Here is a 25,585-nt window from a genome sequence, read left to right on the forward strand (position 1 = left end):
CGCGTGCTCAAGGGCCACCTATCGTGCTCAGTCTCACTTCAGTGGCAATCGGCCAAAGAGCAGTGGCACAGGACACGCGCGTTCGATTCTCTGTTGGCATCGTGGGGTGTCCCGTCTCAGGCGATCTGGTCGCGGGTATCGAGTCGTCTGGTCCGCTTCGCTCGGCATCTCAGAGGATCTGGTCCGCCAGGACACCTGTCGGCAGCCAGGCAGGCAGCCAGGCAGCCTTCGCCGGTGAGCGCAGCGGCCGGTGAGGGCTCGGGTACGGAGTTGTCACTGGTGACTGCGATGATCGGCCTGCTGGCGTAAAGCACGCCGGTGTCGCGGCTGCGGGGTGGGCTGAATGGATACGTGGCAGGAGCTTTCGATGCTGGTGGAGGAGCGGCTGAAGGCCGCGTCGGCCGGCGAGCGTGGTGTGTTCGCCGCCGGTGCGGCGGAACGCCTGATGAGTTGGCACGAGGCACTGCCCGAGGACGAACGGGCGCCGTCCACCGTGAGTCTGCGACCTCTGCTGGATTCCGTGTGGGAGGGCGTCCTCGGTGACTCGGCGGCCTTCTCGGCCGTCAAGCACGGGGTCGGCGAGTACCTACTCAGCGAGTACTGCCACAACGACGGCCAGGACGGGCCGGACGACGCGGACGAGTCGGCTGCGTCGGCGACGCTGTATGCCGCGCATGCCTACCTGTTCAGTTGTCAGGAGTTCGCCGTCCGGACCAGTGGCCGGGCGGTCGAGGCGATCGACCAGCACCTCGAGCACCTGGCTGAGCAAGAAGAAGGCGAACTCCCCGAGGACACGGACGAAGCGCTCGTTTTGGAACTGCGGCGGCAACTGCGGGATCTGGACCTCATCGCACGCTACTCGAACGATCTTCGCCACTCCAGCTCGGGACTGCCCGTCGACACCTCCGTCCGACTCCGCGTCGAGCTACGCGCTCCTCTTTCCAGCCGGGAATGAGCGCATCAGATGCCACGGCAGCGGAGCCGGACCAGGTCAACTGAGATCGCATCCGCCCCCGCCTTCTCTGGACAGTTCCCTTGAGATTCCCAGCCAGACAGCGTCTCGACTGATCTGGTCGTCGCAGGTTGAAGCGCCGCCGACAGGCCGGATCGATTGAGATGGGACATGGGGCCCCTATCTAGTTCGTCAAGGTGACGGGTTAGGTTGCTGGTGATATCAGCTGGGGAGGGAGATGCGGTGGGGGCGGCAGATGGAGGGCCGAAGGGGCGGCCCGTCGAAGAGTGGCGGGACGTCTACGACCTGCTGGATGCCGTTCGGCGGCGGCCGAATGCATGGGTGCGAGACGGCTCATTGCAGGAACTGGCGGTCATGATGTTCGGCTACCACCTCGCCCTTCAGGTCCACGATGTGCACGAGGCGTTCGAGTTCCACCGTGGAAGTGGAGGGTTTGCCTCTTGGCTCAGCCGGACCCGTGGATGGTCGATGGCGATGGCGACCGGGTGGGACGCTGCGATCATAGAGAACCTTCCTCGCGAACCTCCGCTTGACGCCTTCTTCCAACTTGTGGACGAGTACCGAGAGTTCGCAGGTCAGCAAGAGTCGTGAAGCCCTCGGCCTGGTGTCTGCTCAAACTGAACGCGCGGGCTGGGGTTCGTAGAAGGTTCCGTCGCGGAGCATCGCGAAGAGGACGTCGGCCCGGCGTCGGCGAGGCAGAGCAGGGCTTGGATGTGGTGCTTGCCCTGGGCGATCTTCTTGTCGTAGAAGGCCCGGGACGGAGGGTCGCCCAGGGCGGCGAACGCGGAGAGGAAGAAGGCGCGTTTGAGCTGCTTGTTCCTCTCCGGAAAGGCTGTTCGCCGCGGATCGAGGAGCCCGAGCTCCGGGTCGCCGGGGCGAGTCCTGCGTAGGCGGCGAGGTGGCCGGCGGTCGGGAAGGTCCTGCCGTCGCCGACCTCGATCAGGATCCGTGCTCCGGTCCTGACGCCGATGCCCGGCATCGACGTCAGGACCTTGGAAAGAGGGTGGGCCTCCAGCAGTTCCTCGATCCGCCCGGCCAGCAGTTTCCGCTGGTCAAGGACAGTGGTCAGGGATCCGGCCAAGCTCGGGACGATCAGTGCAGCCGCCTTGGTCCCCGGAACGGTCACGGTCTGCTCGTCCAGCGCGTCGAAGATGTCCTCGACCAGACGCTCGGCCATCCTCGGTGCCCCACGCGTACGAAACTCTGGCACGCGCCACCACGAGCGCGGCGTCCGGGTCTCCGGGCCGGGCCTCCTCCCATGCCTTCAGCCAACGGTCGCTCCTTCTGGCGGCGACGCCCCCCAACCGCTGGGCGTACAGGGAGCGGCGCTCCCAGTCCTGACCGGCGTCCTCGAAGAGCCGGGCCGCGGGCTCCCAGCGACCCCGGGCGGCAGCCCTGCACGCGCGTTGCAACGGCCACACCGAGGTTCTCGACGTCTCACTTCACAACGTGCACGAGCTTGTTAGCTGTTACCGGGTGTCCTCCAGGGAGGGCAGGGACGCGGAGGTCGCCAGGGCGGCATAGCCGAAGATGTGTTGCTCTGCATCGTCCCGCCGCATGGAGGTCTGGGCGATGACGTGGTAGCCGTAGGCGTCCTCGAGGGCGACCAGGTTCGCGGCCACCTGCCCTGCGGGGCTGCGCAGGGTGAAGGCGCCACGCTCGGCCCCGTCGACGAGGATGCGTTGGTAGAGGGCCACCTGACGTTCGTAGAGTTGTTTGCGGAGCAGGGCGTCTCCGGGCCGGCGTCGGGCCTGGGGCGAGAACTCGTACAGGAGGCAGCACAGTTCGTCGTCCGGCCCGGTGGGCAGGCCGGACCTCAGGACGGCGGTGAGCCGCCGGCGGGGGTCGTCGTGGGAGTCGGCCTGCCGTTCACGGTCGGTGCAGAACCGGTCGACGGCTTCGGCGAAGACCACGTCGAAGAGTTCGTCCAGCTCCCGGAAGTAGTAGGTGACGGTGCCCGTCGCCACCCCCGCCTGGTCGGCGACGTCCCGCACTCTCGTGGCGCCGAGGCCCCGCTGGATGATCGCGGCGCGAGCGGCGCCGACGAGGTGCTCCCGGCGTGCGTCCTGCTGTCTGGGTCTGGCCAATCGCGTTCCTCGGCTGGGGGTTCATGCGTCTTGCGCTCATGCTAGCCCCGGCCTCTTGACGTGAACACCACTGCTCTCTAGTTTTTTGTCGTCTCGTACGAATAACTAACCAGCCCCTTCGGCGGTTCGTCCGAGGTGTCGTGCTCACGTTCTCGAACGGGCGCGGCGGCCCCTGCCGTCGCGCCCTGTGCACCGCTGACAGGAAGGCCGACATGCCCAGATCAGCGTTCATCGGATCGCTTCCACGCTCGCTCCCGCGCTCGCTCCCCGTCCTGGCGGCGGCCGCGGCCATGGTCGCCGGCCTCATGGCGGCCGCGCCCGCCGCCGCGGCCCCCGACCAGAAGTCCGCCACCGCCCGGGCGGTGGCGGCGGAACTGCCCGCCGGCACGTGGTGGGGAGTCCAGGGCGGGGTGACGACCTCGCACTACAACGAGTTCTTCCCCGGCTACCGGTTCGGCTGCGACGGCGACCAGCGGCACAAGGGCGTCGATGTCGGCGCGCCGACCGGCAACCGCGTGTACGCCTGGGGCCGCGGCAGAGTCGTCGGACGCGGCTACGACCCGGGCGGCTACAACCGGTGGATCCAGGTCTACTTCCCCTCTGTTGACATGAGCCTGACCCTCGGGCACCTGCTGGACGGTTCCGAGATGCGCGTGGGGACCACGTTCACCCGGGGCGCCCGGTGGGCGAAGGTCGGCACCGAGGCGGACGGCCTGAACCACTCCCACGTCCACTTCCGCGCCGCCCGCGGCAACCACGGGGCGAGCCCCGTCGGACCGTGCGAGGACATGAACCCCTTCATCCTCTGGGACGCCCTCGGCCTGCCCTCCTGAGCGCGCCGCGACCGCTTCCCGGTCCCGCCCGGCCGTGCCCACGTCTTTGTTGGCACCGCGGACACCACCGTCCGCCCGCCTCCTCTTCCCACGCGCCACCGCGCACGCGTCCCTTGCGAGGCATCACGGCATGATCTCCAAACCCCTGCGTCTGACCGCGGCCCTGCTCTGCCTGGTCGGCGCCTCGACCGCCTGTCAGCAATCCACCGGCTCCGCTCCGTCCGACCCCCGGACGACGGAACTCCAGATCACGACGCCACCGGCGAAGGGGCCCGTCGATTCCGTGCGCTGGAACGTCGGCACCGAACCGCCGTCGCTGGACTGGGTGTACGGCTACGACTACCCGCCCAACACGGTGCTGTCCAACGTGTGCGAGAGCCTGATGCGCATAGGCCCGGACTTCTCCGTGCGGCCGGGCCTCGCGCGCGCTGTCGATCACCCTGATCCGCTCACCTACGTCTACACCCTCCGCCGGGGTGTGAAGTTCCACGACGGTACGACGATGACGGCGCAGGACGTCGCCCACAGCCTGTCCCGGCACCGCGACGCTGAGGTGGGTTCCTACTGGTCGACCGCCTACGCCAACGTCTCCTCCATCGAGGTGAGCGGCCCCGACCGGGTGACGGTGAAGCTGGCCCGCCCCGACGCGCTGTTCAACCAGCTCATGGCGGCCCCGCCCGGCGTGGTGGCGAGCAAGGCGTCGCTGCGGAAGCTGGGCAAGCGGTTCGGCACTCCGGACGGGGGACTCAACTGCACCGGGCCGTTCCGCCTGGAACGCTGGTCGAAGGGACGCTCCATCACTCTGGAACGGCACGACGCCTACTGGGACACCGCCCGTGCGGCGAAGCCCGCGTCCGTGGAGTTCGTCTTCCTCAAGGACGTGTCGACGTCCACCAACGCCCTCGTCTCCGGCGAGGTGGACGGCGCCTACGGAGTGGCCGCCACGAGCTTCGCCCGCCTGCGGGCCTCGGGCAAGGGCACGCTGACGTTCGGTCCCACGACGTCCACGGTCAACCTCGTCGTCGCCGACCTGAAGGGCCCGCTCGCCGACGTCCGGCTGCGCCGTGCCCTGTCACTGGCCCTCGACCGCGAGGGCTTCGCCAAGACCGCCTTCGGCGGCCACGCGGAGCCGTCCCGTGCCGTGGCCTCCAAGTTCACGTGGGGCAAGGGACCCGCCCGCGCCGTCTTCGACAAGGCGTGGAAGGCACTGCCGCCGGCCGAACAGGACCTGGCCGAGGCGAAACGGCTCGTGCGGGAAGCGGGCAAACCCTCCCGGCCGATCGTCGTCGCCGCGAGCAACGGTGGGTCGGTCAATCCGCTGATCGGCACCGAGGTCCAGGCCGCGGGCAAACGCATCGGCCTGGACGTGAAGATCAAGGCCGTCGCACCGGAAGCCTACGGCGCCCTCTTCGGTGACCCGAAGGCCCGGGAAGGCGTCGACCTCTTCCACACCAGCTGGTACGCCGACATCGCCCAGCCGCTCCAGGTCTACCAGAACTGGCACAGCGAGAGCTTCGCCAACTACGGCGGCTACCGGGACGCCGGATACGACCGGCTGATCACCGACGCCCTGGCCGAGCCCGACCCGGCGAAGCGGGCGGAGCTGACGGCACGCGCACAGCGCGTCGTCAGCGAACAACTGCTGTGGATACCGCTGGTGCAGACACCCGGCACGCTCTTCATGAACAAGCGCATCACCGGGGCGCCGGCCACCAACGCCTACCTGTACTACCCCTGGGCCGCCGAGATCGGCACGAGCCGGTGAACACCACCAGGTTCGTACTGCGCCGACTGGCCGGACTCACCCTGACCCTGCTGGCGACCTCGGTCCTCGTGTTCGGCCTCGTGCACATCGCCCCCGGCGACCCGGCCGCCTTCCTGCTGCGCGGCAGGTCCGTCGATCCCGAGGTCCTGGCGCAGATCCGCGCCCAGTACCGGCTCGACGACCCCCTGCCCGCCCAGTACGCGCACTGGCTCGGCGGCGCGCTCCAGGGAGACTTCGGCCGCTCCGTGCAGTTCCGTCAGGACGTCGCCGGACTGATCACCTCCCGCCTGCCCACCACGCTGTTTCTCACCGGCTACGCCACGGTGCTCAGCCTGGTGGCGGGCCTGGCGTTCGGCACCCTGGGCGCCCTGCGGCCGGGACTCGCCGACCGCGCCGTCGTGATCGCCTCCACCGTGTCGTCGGCGATGCCGGGATTCATCGCGGCGATCGTGCTGACCGGGGTGTTCGCCGTCGGCCTGGGCTGGTTCCCCGTGTTCGGCCCCGGCGAGGGATTCACGGGCCGGCTGTGGCATCTGACGCTGCCGGCGCTCGCGCTCGCGCTGTCGATCACCGGACTGCTCGCCCGGATCACCCGTACGTCGATGCTCACCGAACTGGGCCGCGAGCACGTCGAGGTGGCGCGCGCCCGCGGTCTGCCCGAGGCGAGGGTCGTACGGCGCCATGTGCTGCGCAACGCGCTGCCGCCGGTCATGACCGTGACCGGCCTGGTGGTCGCCGGGCTCGTCGTGGCGACCGCGGTCGTGGAAGTGGCCTTCGGCCTGCCCGGCGTCGGATCGTTGCTGGTCGAGTCGGTGACCGCGAAGGACCTTCCGGTCATCCAGGCCGTCAGCCTCCTGGCCGTCCTGGCGTTCGTCGTGGCCAACACGGTCGTCGACCTCCTCGCACCCCTCGTCGACCCGAGGCTCCGTGAACGCCGCCGCACCGCACGGCGTCAGGAGGTCACCGCATGAGTGTCGCCACCGTACGCCGCCGGCCCGGAACCCGGCATCTGCGGCACCTGGGCGGCCGGGGCAAGCTGTTCACCGTGTCGCTGGTCGTCCTCGGCGTGCTGGTCGTCACCGCGGTCCTGGCCCCGCTGCTCGCCCCGCACGACCCCGAGTACACCGACCTCGGCGCCTCGCTCGCCCCGCCCGGCCTCGACCACCCGCTCGGCACCGACTTCTCCGGCCGCGACACGCTCTCCCGCCTCATCCACGGCGCCCGGACCAGCCTGCTCGGCCCGCTCGGTGTCGTCGCCGTCTCCTCGGTCCTCGGCGCGGTCCTGGGGCTGGTCTCCGCCTGGCGCGGCGGCTGGGTGGACACGGTGATCTCGCGCGGTCTCGACCTCGTCTTCGCCTTTCCCGGCCTGCTCCTGGCGATGGTCGTGGTCGCCGTGTCCGGTCCAGGGCTGCTGGCCCCGACGCTCGCCATGGGCGTCGCGTACACGCCGTACGTCGCCCGCCTGGTGCGCGCCGCGGCGATCGGCGAACAACTCAAGCCCTACATCACCGCCTACCGGGTGCAGGGCTTCTCCGGACCGGCCATCGCGCTGCGTCACGTCCTGCCGAACGTGTCCCCGGTGCTCCTGGCGCAGTCCACACTCAACTTCGGCTACGCCCTGCTGGACCTCGCCGTCCTCTCCTTCCTCGGTCTCGGTGTGCAGCCACCCACACCGGACTGGGGCTCGGAGATCCAGATCGCACAGCAGGCGGTCCTCGCCGGCTCACCGCTGTCGGCAGCCGCACCGGTACTGGCCGTCATGGTGACCGTCGTCGTCTTCACCGTCGTCGGCGAGACCCTCGCCGACCGCGTCGCCCGCAGGGAGCGCTGACATGGCACAGAGCACACAGGCCGCCCCGGTGACGAGCACCGAGCACCCGGTGCTGAGCATCGAGCGGTTGTCGGTCACCCTGCCGGGCGGGGCAGCGGCGCGCCCCGTCCTGGACCACGTCTCACTCACCGTCCACGCCGGACAGACCGTCGGGCTCGTCGGCGAATCCGGCTCCGGCAAGTCCGTCACCTGCCGCGCCGCCCTCGGCCTGTTTCCCGCACGCGCGCACCTCGACGGCTCCGTCCGAGTCGCGGGCCGAGACGTCCTGACGATGACCCGCGGCGAACGACGACGTATGCGTGCCCGCGACGCGGCCATGGTGTTCCAGGACCCGCGCTCCTCGATCAACCCGCTCCGCACCGTGGGGGACTTCCTCACCGAGGCGCTGCGCACGCACGACCGGTTGACCCGCGGCGCCGCGACGACCGCGGCGGCCGAACTGCTGGCGGCCGTCGGACTGCGCGATCCCCGCACGGCGCTGAGGCGGTACCCGCACGAGTTCTCCGGCGGCATGCTCCAGCGCGTCATGATCGCCGCCGCCCTGGCTGGCGAACCCCGGCTGCTGCTCGCGGACGAACCGACGACCGCCCTCGACATGTCCATCCAGGCCGAGGTGATCGCCCTGCTGGCGCGGTTGCGTGCCGAACGCGATCTCGGCCTGCTGTTCGTCACCCATGACCTGGACCTCGCCGGCGCGATCTGCGACCGGATCTACGTGATGTACGCCGGCCGCATCGTCGAACACCGCCCGGCAGCCGACCTGTTCCGTTCACCACGCCATCCGTACACCGCGGCGCTCCTCGCCTCCCGTCCGCGGCTGGACCGCGCCGCCGACCGGCTCGACGCGGTGCGCGGCCGTCCCCTCGGACTCGACGAGTCCGTACCCGGCTGCGGCTTCGCCCCACGGTGCGACGGCGCGACCGACGCCTGCCTCCGCGGCAGCGTCCCCCTCACCGCCATCGGCGACGAGCCATCCGCACCGGGTCAGGTCGCCTGCCTGCACCCGGCGGAGGTGGCTGCCCGATGAGTGCAGCGCTGCTGACCGTGGACGGCCTCCACAAGCACTTCGGCGACACCCGTGCGGTCGACGACGTCACCCTGCGGATAGCGCGAGGTGGCTCCCTCGCGCTCGTCGGGGAGTCCGGCTCCGGCAAGACGACCCTGGCGCGCATCCTGCTCGGACTGGAGACACCCGACGCGGGCACCGTCACCTTCGACGGCCGGCCGCGACCACCCGGCCGTCGCCTCGCGAAGGCCGCCCGACTGGAGCGGGCGCGCCAGATCCAGATGGTCTTCCAGGACCCCTACCTCTCCCTGGACCCACGCATCACCGTCCACGACACGCTGGCAGAGGTCCTTCGCCTCCACCGCACCCCGGCCACGACGATCCGCGGCCGCGTCTCCTCGCTGCTGGACCTCGTGGGCCTGGGCCCCAGGGAAGCCGGCGCACTGCCCCGCGAACTGTCCGGCGGACAGCGGCAGCGGGTCGCCATCGCGCGTGCCCTCGCCGTGCGACCCCGGCTGCTGATCCTCGACGAGGCGGTGGCCGCCCTCGATGTCTCCGTCCAGGCACAGGTCCTCAACCTGCTGACCGACATTCGCGCCGAGACCGACATCGCGTACCTGTTCATCAGCCATGACCTGGCCGTCGTCGCACACATCACCGACACCATCGCCGTCATGCGGCACGGCGCGATCGTCGAAACCGGCGCCACCCGAGAGGTCCTGCGCGAACCCGCCCATCCCTACACCCGGCTGCTGCGCGCCTCCGTCCCACACCCGGGATGGAACGTGCACGACATCACCGCGGCCCGACTCGCACTCGACGCTCCGGCCCACCCGGCCGCCCGCACGAAGGACCCCGCATGACGGCACCCACGGCGCAGCACACCACCAACCCCCCGGCTGACCCCCACCACTCCACCCCCTCGGGACGCGTGCGGGCCCGCGGGCTCGGTCTGCCGTTCACCGGTACGCCGGGCCCGTACAACGCGCTGACCGACGTGCCCGGCGTCCAAGTGGGCCTGGTCACCCTGGTCAAGGGCGACGGCCCCCTCGACACGGGGCACGGCCCGGTCCGGACCGGGGTCACCGCGATCCTGCCGCGCGGGCGGGACGGCCTCGGCACGTCGTGCGCGGCCGGGGTGCACGTCCTCAACGGGAACGGCGAGATGACCGGCACCGCGTGGATCAACGAGACCGGTGCCCTCGCCACCCCGGTGCTGCTGACCAACTCACACGCCGTCGGAGCCTGTCACCGGGGTGCGATCGACTGGCTGAACGCGGTACGCCCGGACCTGCGCGACCGGTGGCACATGCCCGTCGTCGCCGAAACCTACGACGGCTACCTGAACGACATCAACGGCGACCACGTGACCCCCGCCGTCGCCCGCCGGGCCCTCGACGCGGCGGACGGCGGCCGGCTGGAGGAAGGCTCGGTCGGCGGCGGCACCGGCATGAGCTGCTACGGCTTCAAAGGCGGCACCGGCACCGCCTCCCGCCTGATCATCCACGCGGACACCACCTACACCGTCGCCGTCCTCGTCCAGGCGAACTTCGGCGCCCGGCACGAACTGACCCTCGCCGGCGTCCCCGTCGGCCGGCACCTGCGGCACGACGACCCACTGGGCGCCGCCGGAGCGCCGGTCCCCTCCGGAGCAGGCTCCGTGATCGTCACCGTGGCCACCGACGCCCCCCTGCTGCCCGGTCAGTGCGCGGCCCTCGCCCGACGCGTCCCGCTCGGCCTGGCTCGCTCGGGGACCACGGGTTCCCACTTCTCCGGCGACCTGTTCCTCGCCTTCTCCACCGCCAACCCCTCCGCGCTCGCCAGCCACTACCCCGCCGGCCACCGGGCGGAGCGGCTGGACTCACTCCTGTTCGTCCCCTGGGGCGACATGGACCGGCTCTTCGACGCCACCGTGCACTGCGTCGAGGAAGCCGTGGCCGACGCACTGGTCGCCAACACCCCCATGACCGGGAGGGACGGGCACCACCTGCCCGCCCTGCCGCACCAGCAGGTCATCGACCTGCTGCGTGACCACCACGCCTTCGACTGAACCCGCGATGCCGAAGGCTCCCTTCCCACAAGGAGACCGCATGCAGCAGCCCAGGCCCACGAAGACGAGCCCGCGCCGCCGGTACGGCACCATCGCCGCGCTGGCCGCCGTCGCCGCCCTCGCCGGCGGCCTCGCCTCGCCCGCCACCGCCGCCCCCGCACCCATATCGACCGAGGCGCAGGCGGCGGGCGTCCGACAGGCCGTCGTCAACGCGGCCAAGGCCTACCTCGGCACCCCCTACAAGCTCGCGTACGGCTGGACCTGCGGCACCGCACGCGTCGACTGCGAGTGCCTCAACCGCCACGCCATCTGGGACGGCACCAAGAAGGCCACCGGCCGCGGCCTCCAGCTGAACTACTGGCTCCAGGGCCAGATCAACCAGGGCCGCCGCACCAGCAACCCGCGCCCCGGCGACCTGATCTTCTGGGACACCGACCCGCACGACGGCATCCGCTACGGCGGCGATCTCGACCACACCGGCGTCTACATCGGCAACGGCCAGGCCATTGATGCCAACGCCTACTACGGCCGGGTCAAGTACGACACGGTCACCCTCGGCGGCACCGAACGCGACCCCATCTACGTCGACGTACTGACCCCCAACGGCTACTGACCCGACCAGCGTCCGGCCCGCCGCCCGCACGGCCCCACCCCCCAGCGGCGGGCCGGACTGCCACCCCGCCGGAAGGACGCCCCATGTCCGCTCGTGACACTTCCCTGCCAGGCGTCAGACGCCTTGCCGTCTGTGCCCTCGCGCTCCTCGCCTCCTGCCTGTTCACCCTTCCCTCCCGTGCCACCGCCGCACCCGCGGACACCGACGCGGGCCTGAACGCCGCCGTCGCGGCCCGACTCGACTCCACCGCTTCCCGAGCCGTCGCTGCCGCGACCGCCACCCGCATCAAGGTCACTCGCCACACGGACGCGTGGGCCTTCGGCACTGCGGTGCTCGCCACCGCCCCCGGCTCTCCGCGACTCCCGGAAGGCCGGCTGTTCCTCGCCCAGCGCGGCACGTCCGGCTGGCGGGTCACCTTCGACGGTGAGCCGGCCTTCACGCGCCTCGCCCGCAGCAGCCCCCTCATGAACACACGCGAACGGAGCCTGCTCTCCACCGGGGAGACCGGCCGACGGACCATGGCCGGCGGGGACTTCCGCACCGGTATGGCCCTGCCCTACGCGACCGGTCAGAGCTGGACCATGGCCGGTGGACCGCACGGCTGGTCCGGTGCGGCCGCCCCGTGGAGTTCGCTGGACTTCGCTGGCGGCGACCAGATCGTCAGGGCGGTACGCTCGGGCACCGCCTACACCATGTGCACGGGCTGGATCCGCGTCCTGCACGACCGGGGCTACGCGACCGACTACTACCATCTGTGGGACAACATCACCGCCGACGGCCGCCCGGTCAGTGCGGGCGCGTTCCTCGGCCACACCGGCACCGACGTCACCTGCGGCGGCGCGGCGAGCGGCCGCCACGTCCACTTCGGGCTGCGCCACAACGACGCCTACACGGACATCGCCGGCCACAACCTCGGCAAATGGGTCCTCCAGAACGGCGGCGGCGCCTACCAGGGCTCGGCCCTGCACGGCAGCCGACGGGTCACGGCCGGGGGAGCCCTGTACAACCACGGCCCGCTCGGCTTCACCCAGGGGGTCGTCGACGCGAACGGCGGTGCCGCCCTCACCCGCCGCACCGGACCCGGCACCGGATACGCGACGGCCGGTTCCCTCGCGGACGGGGCGACCGTGACCATCTCCTGCTCACGCACCGGCACCACCCACACCGGCCGCTGGGGCACCACCGCCTGGTGGCACCGTCTGGACGACGGGACGTGGGTGAGCGACGCCTTCGTGTGGACCGGCGTCGACGGACCGGTGAACGGCACATGCTGAGCCTTCGTCTCCCAGGAGCCCGTATGCCCTCACACACCCGCGTCCGCACGGCCTTGTCCCTCACGGCCGCCTCCCTCCTGCTCACCTGCGCCGTTCCGGCCGCCGGTGCCGCACATCCGCGCGACGCAACCGCACGGGTCCCCGCCGCGAGCGGCCCCGGCCACAGCGACGACGCCACCCTGCGCGGCCGGATCATGAAGACCCTGCGCCACATGTCGCTCGAGGAGAAGGTTGGCCAGCTCTTCGTCACCTATGTCTACGGCGACAGCGCCGACACCGCGGCACCGGCCGACGTCGCCGCCAACCGCCGCCTCCACGGCGTCGACAACGCGCGGCAGCTGATCGAGAAGTACCACGTGGGCGGCATCGTGTACTTCGCCTGGACCAACAACCTGAAGAACCCCCAGCAGGTCGCCGCCCTCTCCGACGGCATCCAGCACTCCGCCGCGCACCACCGCACACCGGTGCCGCTGACCGTGGCCACCGACCAGGAACACGGCGTCGTGTACCGGCTCGGGCCGCCCGCCACCCAGTTCCCCGGCGCCATGGCCCTGGGAGCGGGCCGCGATGCCGGCGACGCGCGCACCACCGGACTGATCGGGGGCCGTGAACTGCGCGCAGTCGGCGTCAACCAGAACTACGCCCCCATCGCCGACGTCAACGTGGACCCGGCCAACCCCGTCATCGGCGTGCGTTCCTTCGGCGAGGACCCCGGCCTGGTGGCCTCACTCGCCGCCGCGCAGATCGACGGCTACGAGCACGCCGGTGTCTCCGCCACGGCCAAGCACTTCCCCGGCCACGGTGACACCGCCGTCGACAGCCACACCGGCCTGCCGGTCATCGACCACAGCCGTGAGGAGTGGGAGCGCGTCGACGCCCCGCCGTTCCGCGCGGCGATCGCCGCGGGCGTCGACTCCATCATGAGCGCGCACATCGTCGTACCGAGCCTCGACCCGTCCGGCGAGCCCGCCACTCTCTCCCGGCCGATCCTCACCGGACTGCTGCGCGAGGAGTTGGGCTACGACGGGGTCATCGTGACCGACTCCCTGGAGATGGCCGGGGTCCGCCAGAAGCACACCGACGCGGAGATACCCGTACTCGCGCTGAAGGCGGGAGCCGACCAGCTCCTGATGCCGCCGAACACCGCGGTCGCATACCGGGCCGTCCTCGACGCGGTCGCCGACGGCGAGCTGACCGAGGAGCGCATCGACGCCTCCGTCTACCGCATCCTGCGTATGAAGTTCCGGCAGGGCCTGTTCGAGAACCGGTACACGAACCCGTCCGACGTGTCGGCGCTCGTCGGCGCGCCTCACCACCAGGCCGCCGCACAGGCCGTCTCCGACCGCACCACCACCCTGGTCCGCGACGACGAGGACGTGCTTCCGCTCACTCCCGGCAACCGCCGGGTCCTCGTCACCGGATGGGGAGCGACGACGACCGCGGCCCTCGCCACCGCCCTTCGTGACCGCGGGGCCGACACCGTCGAGCGGGAGACCGGACTGTCTCCCACGGCGGCCCGCGTCGAGGAGACCGCACGGGCGGCACGGGACCAGGACCTGGTCGTCGTCGCCACCAACAAGGCCGGCGACCATCCGGAGCAGCGAGAACTGGTCGCGGCGTTGCAGAGTACAGGGCGCCCCGTGATCGTGATCGCGGTGCGCGACCCCTACGACATCGCCGCGCTGCCCGGCACGCGCACCTATCTGGCGACGTATTCGTACGCGCCCGTCTCCCTCGAATCCGCGGTACGTGTCCTTCATGGCGAGATCCAGCCGCAAGGCCGTCTGCCCGTCACCATCCCAGGCGCCGACGGCACAGGCGTCCTGTACCCGTACGGGCACGGCCTCACCACCGCTGGGTAACGCTTGACCACGGGCCGGACCGCTGAGAGCCCGAAGCGTCGACTACGGCCGTGAGGAGGCGCGGGGCTGAGGAGGCGCAGGGCTTGGGCCTTCGCGCCTCCTGGGTCACGCTCGTGTTCAGCGGCCGAGCCAGCCGCCGTCGACGGGGAGGACGGTGCCGTGTACGTAGTCCGAGGCACGGGAAGCCAGGAAGACGGTGGCACCGGCCAGGTCGCGGGATTCGCCCCACCGGCCGGCGGGGATGCGGTCGAGGATGGCGGCGCTTCGGGCCTCGTCGTCGCGCAGGGCTTCGGTGTTGTCGGTGGCGATGTAGCCAGGGGCGATGGCGTTGACGCAGACTCCGGAGGAGGCCCATTCGTTGGCCAGGGCCTTGGTGAGGCCGGCGATACCGGACTTGGCGGCGGTGTACGCCGGAACGAACACGCCGCCCTGGAAGCTGAGCAGGGACGCGGTGAAGACGATCTTTCCGTGGCCGCGCTCCAGCATCCGCCTGCCGAGCTCGCGGCTGAGGACGAACTGGCTGGTGAGATCCACCTCGATGAGGTGGTCCCACACATCGTCGGGGAAGTCGGCCGAGGGATGGCGGGCGATGGTTCCGGCGTTGTTGATCAGGATGTCGACGGGCCCGTGGTCGGCTTCGACCTGCTCCGCGAAGCGGGTGACGGCCTGCCGGTCGGCGAAGTCGACGCGGTAGGCGGCGAAGGAGCGGCCGTGCTCGGTGACGCGGCGCTCGACCTCGCTGCCGTGGGCTTCCAGCTGCGCGCTGACGCCGATGATGTCGGCGCCGGCCTCGGCGAGGGCTTCGGCCATGGCCAGGCCGATGCCCCGGCGGCAGCCGGTGACGACGGCGCGGCGGCCGGTCAGGTCGAACAGGGGGGTGGAGGGCGCACGGTCTGGCCGTCCTTTCAGAAGGGGGCGTGCAGGGAGGGAACGGTCTGTTCCGGCGTCAGGCGGCGCCGCAGTCGACGAGCACCTTCATCTGACCGGAGCCACCGTTTTCCAGGGCGGCGAATCCCGAGGCGGCGTCGGACAGCGGGACGACGGTGGAGATCAACTGCGCGGCGGGCACCTTCTCCTCGGCCACCAGTTGTACGGCGCTCTCGAAGTCGGCTCGCGGTCGTAGAGCCGGGCGCCGATCAGGGTGAGTTCGCGCCAGAAGAAACGGTGCAGATCGACCGGGCGGGGCTGACCATGGCACCCCGCGGCGTCGTTTCCTCAGACCGCTCCGGTAGACGACCATGTCGCAGTCGGCGCGGACCGGTTCGACGTGCTGCTCGTGGGCGGTCGGCCGGTGGCCGAGGTAGTTCGCGCGTCTGATCGTCGGTGGGCGGTGTGGCGCTGCGCCCAGGAGGCGGACGCTTCACCGTGCGGGCCGCCTGCCCCGGGACGACGCCTTGCGCGGGCTGCGGACGGTAGGCGCGCCGTAGCGGTGCGCGCGGGGGCCGTGCAGGTTGGTTCGCCGGACGTCGTCGTCGTAGTGCGCCAGCACCCTGGGGTCCATTACCCGCCGCCACAGCGGTGTCGCCCAGGCCAGGACGATCATGGACGCGTAGCCCGAGGGCAGTTGGGGTGCCTCGTCGAAGTGCCGCAGTGTCTGGTAGCGGCGCAGCGGGTTGGCGTGGTGGTCGGAATGCCGTTGCAATTGGTACAGGAAGATGTTGCTGGTGGTGTTGTTGCTGTTCCAACTGTGGCGCGGGGCGGCGTGCTCGTACCGTCCGTCCGGGCGCCGCCCGCGAAGCAGGCCGTAGTGCTCCAGGTAGTTGACCGACTCCAGGAGCAGGATGCCGCACGCGGCCTGGACGAGGAGGTAGGGGAGGACCACCGGCCCGAAGCCGGCGGCGAGCGTCGCGAAGAGCAGGGTGGTGAGGGCCCACGCGGTCAGTACGTCGTTGTGGTACGACCAGGTGGGGTGCCGGCGGCGGTTGAGGCGACGGGCCTCCAGCCGCCAGGCGGACCGTGCGCTTCCGGCGACCGTGCGCGGCAGGAACGCCCACAGGCTTTCGCCGAGCCGTGAGCTGGCGGGGTCCTCGGGTGTGGCGACCCGTATGTGGTGGCCGTGGTTGTGCTCGACGTAGAAGTGTCCGTAGCCGGCCTGGGCCAGGGCGATGCGGGCCAGGCGGCGCTCGACCGTCTCACGTTTGTGACCGAGTTCGTGGGCCGTGTTGATGGCGACACCGGCGACGACGCCCACGGTGGCCGCCAGTCCGAGCGCGTCCGGCACCGACATGCCGTCGGCCCAGCGCAGGCACGCGTACAGCAACCCGGCGTACTGGAGAGGCAGGTACAGGTACGTGCACCAGCGGTAGTACCGGTCCTCCTCCAGCCGCCCGATGGCCTCGTCGGGTGGGTTCTCCCGGTCCGGGCCGATGATCGCGTCGAGCACCGGAATGATCACGAAGGCGAAGAACGGTCCCCACCACCACAGGACGGACCAGTCGCTGACCGCGACCAGCGCAGCAGCCTGGAAGGGCAGCGTGGGGACCGCCAGGCCGAGCAGCCAGGCGTAGCGCTTGCGGTCCCGCCAGGGTGGGGCGGCGGGGGGTGTGGGGGGCGTCGTCGACGGCGATGTCATCGGGGTGCGCTCCTCGGGGTGGGCGGTCGTGCTAAGGCGGGAAGCCGAGCGACCGCGACGGGGTGTGCCGCATCCCTGGGGCGATCGCTGGTTCGGCGACCCGGCCGAGCGTGGCACCGGCCTCGGATGCTGACAATCCGTGACGCGCTGTCAATGTTCTGACGGCTCGTCAGGCACGTCAGGTATGCCAGACAGGTCAGACAGGTCCGTCGAGTGCAACCCCAGTACCCCCAGACCCGCCGCGGTGATGAGGCCGGCCGACTCGCGCAGGGCGCGGTCGGGAGGGGGCAGGACGATGTGCGACAAGGTCAGGCGCACGATGACGTCGGCCGCCTGGTCCGTGTGTGAGGCGTCGAGGTGTCCGTAGTGGGTCCGGTACCAGGTCCGCACGAGGTGCCGGGCTCCCGTGACCACCGGTTCCGAGCGGGTCGTCAGGTAGGGCAGCAGCGCGTCGGTGCCGACGCGGGCCGCCCTGACCACCGAGGTGACGAGGATGTTCTTCCGGGCTTCCTCCAGGGCGTGGAGCACGGCGGCCGTCATGGCGTCCGGCGCGCCGGGCGCCGGCTGCTGCAGGGCCAGGGCCACGCCGGTGAGGAACCGCTCGGCCTCCCGGCGGACGAGTGCCCGACTCAGGCCGTCGCGGCTGCCGAACTCCTTGTAGACCGAGGGGCGCGACACCTCGGCGCGGGCCGCCACCTGGGACAGGCTCACGGAGTCCCAGCCCTTCTCGGCCGCCATGGCGTGTGCCGCGTCCAGGACGTCGTTGCGCATCCTCAGCCGCCACGCCTCGCGGGGTGGCAGGGGGCCTGCCGCGCGCTCCGTGGCATTGCTGTACGGCGTGTCCTGCACGATGTCTCTCCTCGCGTCCGGCCGCTCCGCCCCCGTGTGGGACACGCCCCTGCGGCCGGGCGCGCCGGCGCCGGCTTCGGGGCGGGAAGACGATGATGCAGCGGGCCGGGCGACTGATGAAGCGTCAGAACGTTGACAGAGGGTCACCCTGTGCTCGGAGCTGGTGGCATGGCACGCTGACCGACGGCGGAATCCCCGTGTACGCACCCGCCATGCCGGTATCGCGCCCGTGCCGTCGTTCGCCGCCCCGCTGGCGGCGGCACGGGCGTTCCCCGCCACCCTGCCTGTGTGCTCTGCCTCGACGCGCCCGCCGAGGGCGGTTGCTTCCTGGCCCGTGTGAACGGGCCGGCGTACCCGGTGGTGACCGAGCGGGCTCCAGCGCCTCCCCGCGGGGGACGCCGGAGCCCGCCTACATGGACATCACCTGAAGCGGGGCCGGTCGACCGTCAGGGCAGGGTCCACTTCTGGTTGGGTCCGGTGTGGCAGGTCCACAGGTGGACCGGGGTGCCGTCGTTCCAGGTGCCGCCGGAGGCGTCGAGGCACTTGCCCGACTGAGGGTTGCGCACCGTGCCGTCGGCCTGGGGCTCCCACGTCTGCGCGCCGCTGCCGTTGCAGGTCCACAACTGGATCTTCGTACCGTCGGCGCTGCCGCCACCCGACACGTCCAGGCATTTGCTCAAGGCGCGTACGGTTCCGTCGCCGGGCAGCGTCCACTGCTGGGCGCCGGTCCCGTTGCAGGTCCACATTTGGACCTTGGTGCCGTCGGCGGTCTGGGAGTTGTCGACGTCGAGGCACTTGCCGTTGACGCCCTTCACCTCACCCGTCCCGGACGTTGCGCCCGGCAGCTTGTTGAGCGTGTACCAGGCTTCGGTGCTCCAGAGCGTTTCACCGCCGGCCGAGCTGAAGGGACGGGGCGAGCGGACGTGGACCACGCGGTCGGCCTTGAGCCCCGGGACGGCGAGGGTGACGGTCTTGCGGTCGGCGGACAGCGTGGCCGACTGCGCGGTGAGTGTCTCCTCGTCGACCTTGGGGCCGCCGTAGTCGGCCGTCGGCACGTACCGCCACTGCTTGAGCTTGTAGCGGCCTGCCAGTTCGTTCGCCGTGTCCGTCGACAGGGGCTGGGTGTACTCCAGCTCGAAGCCGCCCGGTACGGCGCGCATGGCGCGGATGTCGAAGGCGTTGGCGCCGTTGGGACTCAGCTTCTGCAGGCCGTAGGTGAGCTTGCCCTCCTGGCCCCAGTTGCCGCCCGCGCCCAGACCACCGGCGTAGAGCGCGCCGTCCGGGCCGACACTGATCCTGGTGACCCCGGCCTCCAGGCCCTGGGTGAGACGGAAGACCGCCCCTTGGTACTCGCCGCCGACCTTCTCCAGGAAGCCGCGCTGGATGCCGCCGTAGGTCACGTCACCGAACAGCATCTGGCCGGCGAACGGGCCTTCCGTCAACTGCAGGGGCGTACTCGGTGAGTTGGCGATCTCGTTCTGCGGCAGCCACAGGACCGGCTTGGTCACCGGCTGGGAGTCGAAGGGCCCGTCCGGGTTGGTGTAGTGGTTGAAGAAGCGGTCCTGCTTGATGTGCACGAGCTTGGACGAGGGCAGCCAGCCGCCCTGGTTGTCGGTGACGAACATGTCGCCCTCGGGGCCCCAGCCGATGCCGTTCGGGGTGCGCAGACCGCCGGCGATGTAGGAGACCTCGCCCGTATTCTTGTCGACCTTGATGGTGGTGCCGCGGTTCTCGGCGGGCTGCGGGTCGGTGGTGGCGCCGCCGTAGTTGATGGAGACCGACAGGTTCAGGTAGAAGAACCCGTCCTTGTACAGCAGGCCGAAGGCGAACTCGTGGAAGTTGCCGCCGAAGGGCCAGGTCGCCACGCGCCGGTACTGGTCGGTGACCTCGTCGCCGTTGGTGTCGTTGAGCTCGGTCAGTTCGTGCTTCTGGGAGACGTAGAGCTTGCCGTCGACGTGCTTGATGCCCATGGGCTCTTTCAGGCCGGAGGCCACCTTCTTGGCCGTGACCTTGTCCGGACCGGTGTCGCCGGTGACGTTGCTCAGCAGGTAGACCTCGCCCGCGGTGTTGTTGCTGCCGCCCCAGGTGGCCACGGCCAGGCGTCCGTCCGGGAGCCAGTCCATGGCGGAGACCTGCGGCTCGAAGCCGTCCGGCCGGAGGTTGGTGAGCGTGTAGTTCGGGTGCACGCCGGTCAGCGGCAGTCCGTCTCCGGGGGAGTCCGTGCCGCCCTCGCACTCCTTGCGTCCGGGCGCGGTCACCCGTACGACGTCTGCGTCGGTGCTGAGCACCGAGTTCGGTACGACGCTGAAGCCCGAGGCGCCCGGCGGCTTCCAGGACAGGGTGAGCTGCTGACCGCCGTCCCGCTCGAAGTGCTCGATGCGCAGCGAGTGGGAGCCGGCCGTCAGGTCGACCGTCGCGTCCTTGGGTTCCGGTCCGTGCAGACCGTCGTGGCTGACGACCAGTTGGTCGTCGATCCACAGACGAGAACCGTCGTCGCTGGTGAGCCTGAACGTGTAGCTGCCCGCCTGCGCGGCGTCGAGGTTGCCCAGGACGTGGGTGACGAAGTTGCTCTCCAGACCGAAGTCCTCGGCCGAGGACCAGTCGACCACCGGCATCAACTTGTCGATGTTCGGGGTCTGGCCCGCCTTGAGAGTGCAGATCTCGTTGAGCGGGGCCTGGACGTCGAAGACGCGCAGCGTGACACCCGGTTCCTGAGGGGGAAGATCCGCGGCGGCCGAGTCGTCCGCCCCAGACGGGGACGCCGACAGACCGACGACCAGTAACGAAGCGATGAGTGTTCCGGCCAGGCGTCTGCCGAGCCGGCGGGGGTACAGCCGTGGATACACGTGACCTCCTGACGGTCCCTCGGACACGAGGAACTCGGTCGGGCAAGTGGGAGATCCACCGCTGCCGGGACGCGCCGTCGTCCCGGATACGGAGGGGGGTGCGGGCGGGCCTGGGGCGTGAGGCGCCAGGCGCCGCATCCGACACAGTAGGGACTTCTCCCTGGGTCGTCCATGCTTTGTCACCGATGAGGGAAAAGTCTGGCCGGTCCGTGGGGTGCTTGGTGCGCAGAGGTGCGAATTCTCCGATCATGCCACCGGGACATCGCCTTGCGAGGAGCCTTTACAGCACCCTTCTAACGATGTAAAACCTCCGTGCGGACCGACCGGACGGCTGTCGTTCCCCTTCTCCGGCACCGCTCTGTGCCCGCGTGTCGCCCTGCGCCATTGCACCTCCTCCACGAAGGAGTACCGATGCGCTTTTCCCCCACCCCCGGAGCAAGACGACGGTGGCATGCCCTCGCGGCGTTGGCGACGGCCTGCGTGATGTTCTGCGCCGGCCTCCTCGTCACCACGTCGACGGCCTCCGCCCGGACAGCCGCGTGGACCCCGAAACCCGCGCCGATGACGACGCCGTGGACCGACGAGGTCCCGGTCCACGACCCGCTGCCGGAGTACCCGCGGCCGCAGCTCACCCGCCCCGACTGGAAGAACCTCAACGGCATCTGGGACTTCGCCGTCACGGCCGCCGACGCCGGGCAGCCCGCCTCCTTCCCGGAGCAGATCAGGGTGCCGTTCGCCGCGGAGTCGGCGCTCTCCGGCATCCAGCGCAAGATCACCCAGAACGACAAGCTGTGGTACAAACGGACCTTCACCGTCCCGGCGGACTGGAACGGCCGCCGCGTCCAGCTCAACTTCGGCGCCAGTGACTGGCGGACCACGGTCTGGGTCAACGGACAGCAGGCCGGGGCGGTCCACAGCGGTGGCTACGATTCCTTCACGTACGACATCACCCCGCTGCTCAACGGCGGTACCAACACGATCGTCGTCTCGGTGTGGGACCCGACGGAGACCGGCGGCCAGGCGGTCGGCAAGCAGCGCATCCGGGACGTGGCCCCGCACCCGGGTGGCGGGATCTTCTACACCGCGGCGTCCGGTATCTGGCAGACGGTGTGGCTGGAGCCCACCGCACCCGCCCGAATCACCCGCCTCGACATGGTGCCGGACCTGTCGAACAACACCCTGAGGGTGACGGTGCGTGGCGCCGGCGTGGGCGGCCACCAGGCCAGGGTCACGGTGTCCGCGGGCGGCTCGACCGTGGGCAGCGCGACCGGCGCGGTCGGCTCCCCGCTCACCGTGCCCGTCCCCGGCCCTCGCCTGTGGTCACCGGAGGACCCCTTCCTGTACGACGTGAAGGCCGAGCTGCTCTCCGGCTCCGCGGCCGTCGACACCGTCGGCAGCTACACCGGCATGCGCTCGGTCTCGCTCGGCAAGGTGGACGGCGTACTGCGGCCCCTCCTCAACGGCGAGTTCGTCTTCCAGACCGGCACCCTCGACCAGGGCTACTGGCCCGACGGTCTCTACACCGCCCCGACCGACGCGGCCCTCCGCCACGACCTGCAGAAGCACAAGGACCTGGGCTTCAACATGGTCCGCAAGCACATCAAGGTCGAGCCGCAACGCTGGTTCTACTGGGCCGACCGGCTCGGACTGCTGGTGTGGCAGGACATGCCGTCGATGGACCTGCGCACCCCCGACAGCGCCGCCCGTGTGCAGTGGGAGGCCGAGTACGAGCGCGTCATCGACCAGCACCGCAGCTCGCCGTCGGTCGTGATGTGGGTCAACCAGAACGAGGGGTGGGGCCAGTACGACCAGGCCCGCATCGCAGACAAGGTCAAGGCGTACGACCCCTCCCGCCTCGTCAACAACATGAGCGGCATCAACTGCTGCGGCTCCGTCGACGGAGGCAACGGCGACGTCATCGACCACCACGTCTACGTGGGCCCCGGCGTCACCAGACCGTCCGCCACCCGGGCCGCGGTCCTCGGCGAGTTCGGTGGACTCGGATACAAGGTGGCCGGCCACGAGTGGTACCCGGGCGGCGGGTTCAGCTACGAGAACCAGCCGAGCCTCACCCACCTCGACAACCGCTTGGTCGGACTGATCGACGCGATCCGCGAGACACAGATGCCGCTCGGCCTGTCAGCCTCCGTCTACACGGAGATCACCGACGTCGAGAACGAGGTCAACGGCCTGCTCACCTACGACCGCCAGGTCGTCAAAGTCGACGAGAGCCGGCTGAAGGCCGCCAACCAGGCCCTGATCGACGCCTCCCGCGGCGCACGGCCTCCGGCCACCCTGCCCACCGACCAGTACAGGTCCCTGCGGGTGACGACCCCCGGATACACCACCAGGTACGCGCGTCACCAGGACGGACTCGGCTTCACCGAGGTCGTCGACGCGAGCAGCTCCGGCCTGCTGAAGAACGACGCCACGTGGAAGATCGTGCCGGGCCTCGCCGACAGCAGGTGCTACTCCTTCGAGTCCCGCAACTTCCCCGGCCAGTACCTGCGTCACCGGGAGTTCCGGATCCACAAGGAGGGCGGCGACTCCGCGTTGTTCAGGGCGGACGCCACCTGGTGCGCCGTCCAGGGGCAAGGAGGTGTGCGCCTGTCCGCCTACAACTTCCCCGACCAGTACCTGCGCCACTACCGGGCCGAGCTGTGGCTGGCGACCCCGGGCGGCGCACACGAGTGGGACAACCCGGCCGGCTTCACGCAGGACACCACCTGGGCGGTCGAGGCACCTTGGGCGCCATGAGCCGGCACTGGTGACGGCGTGACGACGCGAGGGAGCGGCGGGGGCCGCCCCCTCGCGGCATGCCCGCGGAACCGACGCCTCAGGAAGAGACACGCGCTGAGCGCGCCGGGGCCCTCGCCCGCGCGGCACCGCTGCGCCTTCCGCTCGTCATCGCCGTCGCGACGGCGGCCGTCGTGACCGGGGACGCCCTGGCCCACCGCACCGGGCACCTGCTGGGCAGGCGGCTGCGCCACGGCCGGCTCGGACGGCGCGTGCCTGCACCGCCTGGCACCGCGCGACCGAGGCCGGTGTCGGATACGCGGCCGCCGTCTCGGCCGAGGACCTCGTCACCGACGGCGGCACCGCACTCGTCGCCCTCGCGGCCGCGGCGGCTGCCACCGGCCTGCTGGTCATCGTGCGCCGCCGCAGAACGACGACCGCGGTGGCGGGGTCAGGCGTTGCGACAGGCCAGGACGGCCTGCACGCGGTGGTGGGCTCCGTCCGAAGGGAAGCTCGGCTCAGCGTCCGGGAGGGCAGGGGGTGCCGCGGGGCAGTCCGTAGTCGGCCGCGATGCGGTAGGTGCCGGTCCGGGGGGCGACGAGTACCGTCCAGGTGTCCTGGGCCCGGCCGGAACCGGCGTCCTGCGTCTGTTCCTTCAGACAGCCCCGGGTGTCGACGTGCTCGCCGCCGCCCTCGTCGGGCCGCGCCTCCTCGATCCGGTGGCCCTGGCTGTCGACCAGGGTCAGCCAGGGGGAGTAGGGCACGCGCAGCCTGACCGGTCCCGCCCTGCGCACCGTGACGGTGAGGTGGTCGTGGGAGGCGTCCGCGAGGGTGGCGTCCGGCCCGGCCAGCGGTGCCGGGTCCTGGACGGCGTACAACTTCCAGTTCGCGTCGGACCACACCTGCTTCAGGTAGGGCAGCCCCCGCCGGATCAGTTCCGCCTCCTGCCGGCCCGCCGAGTCCAGTGGTCCCGACGGCAGGACCACGTGGTGGACCGCCCATCGGTCGAGCCAGGCCCGGTAACTGCGGGCGGTGAGCGTGCCGTCGTAGAAGACGGGGTTGCGTCCCAGGTCGGCCTGGCGGTTCCAACCACGCGCGAGGTAGGCGTACTCGGGGAGCGCCGAGGACTCCCGGTGACTGCTGGCCGGTACGACTTCCAGCCGCCCCTTCTGGCGGACCTTGTGGCGCTCCAACTGGTGCAGCAGCGGTTCCAGACCCTGCGACCACGCCGCGGTCGGGGCGGTCCGCACGGCATCGGCCACCGCGCCGGTGCCCTGCCAGACGATGGCCGCGCAGATCGCCGCGATCAGCGCGACGCGTCCGCGCGCCGTCGTGCGCATCGTGGCCGGCCGTGGCAGCCGGACCTCGGGCAGTGCGGCGAGGAGCACGACACCGCCGAAGAGCATGCCCAGGCGGGTGATGTTGCTGCCGATCTGGGACGGGATCAGCCACGCGCCCAGTACCGCCAGCGCGTACAGGACCCCCGCCACACGCACCGTGCGCCAATGCCTCGGTGTGAAGGCCAGCGGCGCCAGGCCGCACAGCAGGGACAGCGCCGCCGTCCATCCGTTCATCGGCATCTCGCCGGAGAAGGGGAAGAGCCAGGAGGTCAGGGCGACGACGGCGAGCGGCGCGCCGCCGAGCACGTACCCACCGGCGCGTCGCTTCGTGAGCCACAGAGCCCCCGCCACCATCCCGACGAACAGGCCGGCCACCGGGCTGGCCATGGTCGCCAGTGCCGCCAGCAGCGCCACCATGACAAGGGACGCGACGCGGGACGACCGTCGGAACGTCACGGGACGCGCGGTGTCGGCGCCGAGGACGACCACCAGCGCCGCGAGACCGAACACGGTGCCCAGCGCGAACGTCGCCCGGCCCGACACCGCGTTGCAGGTCAGGGCGAACGCCCCGTACAGCGCGGGCCACAGGGGCCGGCGCACCGCCCCGCTTCGCACCAGCAGCACGGCGAGCAGGGCGGCCGAGACCGTACCGGACACGGCCATGGTCGTGCGCACGCCGAGAAGACCCATCACATAGGGGGACAGGACGCTGTAGGAGGCGGGGTGCATGCCGCCGAACCAGGCGAAGTTGTACGCGGAGTCCGGGTGCTCCGCGGCGAAGGCCGTCCAGGCGTCCTGAGCCGCGAGGTCGCCGCCGCTGTTGGCGAACACCAGTACCCAGACGGTGTGCAGGGCGGCGGCGAGGAGCACGGCCGCGGGCACCGGCTGCCCGATCCGGGTGAGGAGAGGGCCGAGTCGCTCGGTCCGCTGGCGGAGGCTGGACACTCG

Annotated in this window: 19 protein-coding genes and 2 pseudogenes; 13 read left to right on the top strand and 8 right to left on the bottom strand. The window is 70.9% G+C overall.

The window, feature by feature from the left end; all coding sequences use genetic code 11:
• Positions 1-343: 343 nt before the first annotated feature.
• Both ACFCZF_RS05575 and ACFCZF_RS05580 read left to right on the top strand, forming a co-directional pair.
• Entirely contained in the window at positions 344-955 is a 612-nt protein-coding gene (locus ACFCZF_RS05575) for a hypothetical protein (protein ID WP_376670550.1), read from the top strand.
• Between the two features lie 207 nt (positions 956-1,162).
• Complete coding sequence (locus ACFCZF_RS05580; RefSeq protein ID WP_376670551.1) at positions 1,163-1,564, top strand: hypothetical protein; 402 nt, start codon at positions 1,163-1,165, stop codon at positions 1,562-1,564.
• Between the two features lie 21 nt (positions 1,565-1,585).
• On the opposite strand, the pseudogene ACFCZF_RS05585 reads toward ACFCZF_RS05580, so the two are convergent.
• Positions 1,586-2,159, bottom strand: a pseudogene (locus ACFCZF_RS05585) (transposase); the annotation flags it as partial.
• 283 nt (positions 2,160-2,442) lie between these two features.
• Positions 2,443-3,060 carry a TetR/AcrR family transcriptional regulator gene (locus tag ACFCZF_RS05590; RefSeq protein WP_375911093.1) on the bottom strand — a complete coding sequence of 206 codons (618 nt, stop codon included), beginning with the start codon at positions 3,058-3,060 and terminating at the stop codon, positions 2,443-2,445.
• Between the two features lie 212 nt (positions 3,061-3,272).
• On the opposite strand from ACFCZF_RS05590, the gene ACFCZF_RS05595 reads away from it, so the two are divergent.
• From ACFCZF_RS05595 to ACFCZF_RS05640, 10 genes are all read left to right on the top strand, one after another.
• Positions 3,273-3,893 (top strand): M23 family metallopeptidase, encoded by a 621-nt coding sequence (locus tag ACFCZF_RS05595; RefSeq protein ID WP_375911096.1) that lies wholly within the window; start codon positions 3,273-3,275, stop codon positions 3,891-3,893.
• A 130-nt stretch (positions 3,894-4,023) separates the two neighbouring features.
• Positions 4,024-5,658 (top strand): ABC transporter substrate-binding protein, encoded by a 1,635-nt coding sequence (locus ACFCZF_RS05600; RefSeq protein WP_376670552.1) that lies wholly within the window; start codon positions 4,024-4,026, stop codon positions 5,656-5,658.
• Complete coding sequence (locus ACFCZF_RS05605; protein WP_375911102.1) at positions 5,655-6,629, top strand: ABC transporter permease; 975 nt, start codon at positions 5,655-5,657, stop codon at positions 6,627-6,629. The genes ACFCZF_RS05600 and ACFCZF_RS05605 overlap by 4 nt, the downstream gene beginning before the upstream one ends.
• Positions 6,626-7,489 (top strand): ABC transporter permease, encoded by an 864-nt coding sequence (locus ACFCZF_RS05610; protein ID WP_376670553.1) that lies wholly within the window; start codon positions 6,626-6,628, stop codon positions 7,487-7,489. The genes ACFCZF_RS05605 and ACFCZF_RS05610 overlap by 4 nt, the downstream gene beginning before the upstream one ends.
• Before the next feature lies 1 nt (position 7,490).
• The gene (locus tag ACFCZF_RS05615) at positions 7,491-8,516 is read left to right on the top strand and encodes an ABC transporter ATP-binding protein (RefSeq protein ID WP_376670554.1); all 1,026 of its coding nucleotides are present in this window, start codon (positions 7,491-7,493) and stop codon (positions 8,514-8,516) included.
• Complete coding sequence (locus ACFCZF_RS05620; RefSeq protein ID WP_376670555.1) at positions 8,513-9,358, top strand: ABC transporter ATP-binding protein; 846 nt, start codon at positions 8,513-8,515, stop codon at positions 9,356-9,358. The genes ACFCZF_RS05615 and ACFCZF_RS05620 overlap by 4 nt, the downstream gene beginning before the upstream one ends.
• Positions 9,355-10,545: a P1 family peptidase gene (locus ACFCZF_RS05625; RefSeq protein ID WP_376670556.1), complete on the top strand. Its 1,191-nt coding sequence runs from the start codon at positions 9,355-9,357 to the stop codon at positions 10,543-10,545. Before ACFCZF_RS05620 ends, ACFCZF_RS05625 begins: the two co-directional genes overlap by 4 nt.
• Before the next feature lie 40 nt (positions 10,546-10,585).
• A complete protein-coding gene (locus ACFCZF_RS05630) occupies positions 10,586-11,158 on the top strand; it encodes a C40 family peptidase (protein ID WP_375911116.1) in 573 nt (190 codons plus the stop codon).
• Positions 11,159-11,241: 83 nt separating this feature from the next.
• Positions 11,242-12,432, top strand: coding sequence for a peptidoglycan DD-metalloendopeptidase family protein (locus tag ACFCZF_RS05635; RefSeq protein ID WP_376670557.1), 1,191 nt, complete (start codon positions 11,242-11,244; stop codon positions 12,430-12,432).
• A gap of 23 nt (positions 12,433-12,455) precedes the next feature.
• The gene (locus tag ACFCZF_RS05640; RefSeq protein WP_376670558.1) at positions 12,456-14,294 is read left to right on the top strand and encodes a glycoside hydrolase family 3 protein; all 1,839 of its coding nucleotides are present in this window, start codon (positions 12,456-12,458) and stop codon (positions 14,292-14,294) included.
• Positions 14,295-14,411: 117 nt separating this feature from the next.
• On the opposite strand, the gene ACFCZF_RS05645 is transcribed toward ACFCZF_RS05640, so the two are convergent.
• The 5 genes and pseudogenes from ACFCZF_RS05645 to ACFCZF_RS05665 all read right to left on the bottom strand — a co-directional run bounded on the left by ACFCZF_RS05645 (position 14,412) and on the right by ACFCZF_RS05665 (position 20,561).
• A complete protein-coding gene (locus ACFCZF_RS05645) occupies positions 14,412-15,167 on the bottom strand; it encodes an SDR family oxidoreductase (RefSeq protein ID WP_376670598.1) in 756 nt (251 codons plus the stop codon).
• Positions 15,168-15,240: 73 nt separating this feature from the next.
• A pseudogene (locus ACFCZF_RS05650) lies at positions 15,241-15,488 on the bottom strand (Zn-dependent alcohol dehydrogenase); the annotation flags it as partial.
• A 166-nt stretch (positions 15,489-15,654) separates the two neighbouring features.
• Positions 15,655-16,866 carry an alkane 1-monooxygenase gene (locus ACFCZF_RS05655; protein WP_376670559.1) on the bottom strand — a complete coding sequence of 404 codons (1,212 nt, stop codon included), beginning with the start codon at positions 16,864-16,866 and terminating at the stop codon, positions 15,655-15,657.
• A gap of 150 nt (positions 16,867-17,016) precedes the next feature.
• Positions 17,017-17,715 (bottom strand): TetR family transcriptional regulator, encoded by a 699-nt coding sequence (locus ACFCZF_RS05660; protein WP_376670560.1) that lies wholly within the window; start codon positions 17,713-17,715, stop codon positions 17,017-17,019.
• A 446-nt stretch (positions 17,716-18,161) separates the two neighbouring features.
• Positions 18,162-20,561 (bottom strand): ricin-type beta-trefoil lectin domain protein, encoded by a 2,400-nt coding sequence (locus ACFCZF_RS05665; RefSeq protein WP_376670561.1) that lies wholly within the window; start codon positions 20,559-20,561, stop codon positions 18,162-18,164.
• Between the two features lie 411 nt (positions 20,562-20,972).
• Between ACFCZF_RS05665 and ACFCZF_RS05670 the strand changes: the two genes are divergently transcribed.
• On the top strand, positions 20,973-23,318 hold the full coding sequence (locus ACFCZF_RS05670; RefSeq protein WP_376670562.1) for an AbfB domain-containing protein: 2,346 nt from the start codon (positions 20,973-20,975) through the stop codon (positions 23,316-23,318).
• Positions 23,319-23,815: 497 nt separating this feature from the next.
• On the opposite strand, the gene ACFCZF_RS05675 is transcribed toward ACFCZF_RS05670, so the two are convergent.
• The gene (locus ACFCZF_RS05675; RefSeq protein ID WP_376670563.1) at positions 23,816-25,582 is read right to left on the bottom strand and encodes an MFS transporter; all 1,767 of its coding nucleotides are present in this window, start codon (positions 25,580-25,582) and stop codon (positions 23,816-23,818) included.
• Positions 25,583-25,585: the final 3 nt, after the last annotated feature.

It is taken from the genome of Streptomyces sp. NPDC056296, from assembly GCF_042268605.1.
In the GTDB taxonomy this organism is placed as follows: domain Bacteria; phylum Actinomycetota; class Actinomycetes; order Streptomycetales; family Streptomycetaceae; genus Streptomyces.

Bases quoted from the DNA above. Each gene is read 5' to 3' on its own strand.
- ACFCZF_RS05615 (WP_376670554.1), top strand. From the start codon at position 7,491: ATGGCACAGAGCACACAGGCCGCCCCGGTGACGAGCACCGAGCACCCG.
- ACFCZF_RS05630 (WP_375911116.1), top strand. From the start codon at position 10,586: ATGCAGCAGCCCAGGCCCACGAAGACGAGCCCGCGCCGCCGGTACGGC.
- ACFCZF_RS05600 (WP_376670552.1), top strand. From the start codon at position 4,024: ATGATCTCCAAACCCCTGCGTCTGACCGCGGCCCTGCTCTGCCTGGTC.
- ACFCZF_RS05595 (WP_375911096.1), top strand. From the start codon at position 3,273: ATGCCCAGATCAGCGTTCATCGGATCGCTTCCACGCTCGCTCCCGCGC.
- ACFCZF_RS05575 (WP_376670550.1), top strand. From the start codon at position 344: ATGGATACGTGGCAGGAGCTTTCGATGCTGGTGGAGGAGCGGCTGAAG.
- ACFCZF_RS05610 (WP_376670553.1), top strand. From the start codon at position 6,626: ATGAGTGTCGCCACCGTACGCCGCCGGCCCGGAACCCGGCATCTGCGG.
- ACFCZF_RS05635 (WP_376670557.1), top strand. From the start codon at position 11,242: ATGTCCGCTCGTGACACTTCCCTGCCAGGCGTCAGACGCCTTGCCGTC.
- ACFCZF_RS05655 (WP_376670559.1), bottom strand. From the start codon at position 16,866: ATGACATCGCCGTCGACGACGCCCCCCACACCCCCCGCCGCCCCACCC.
- ACFCZF_RS05625 (WP_376670556.1), top strand. From the start codon at position 9,355: ATGACGGCACCCACGGCGCAGCACACCACCAACCCCCCGGCTGACCCC.
- ACFCZF_RS05670 (WP_376670562.1), top strand. From the start codon at position 20,973: ATGCGCTTTTCCCCCACCCCCGGAGCAAGACGACGGTGGCATGCCCTC.
- ACFCZF_RS05620 (WP_376670555.1), top strand. From the start codon at position 8,513: ATGAGTGCAGCGCTGCTGACCGTGGACGGCCTCCACAAGCACTTCGGC.
- ACFCZF_RS05640 (WP_376670558.1), top strand. From the start codon at position 12,456: ATGCCCTCACACACCCGCGTCCGCACGGCCTTGTCCCTCACGGCCGCC.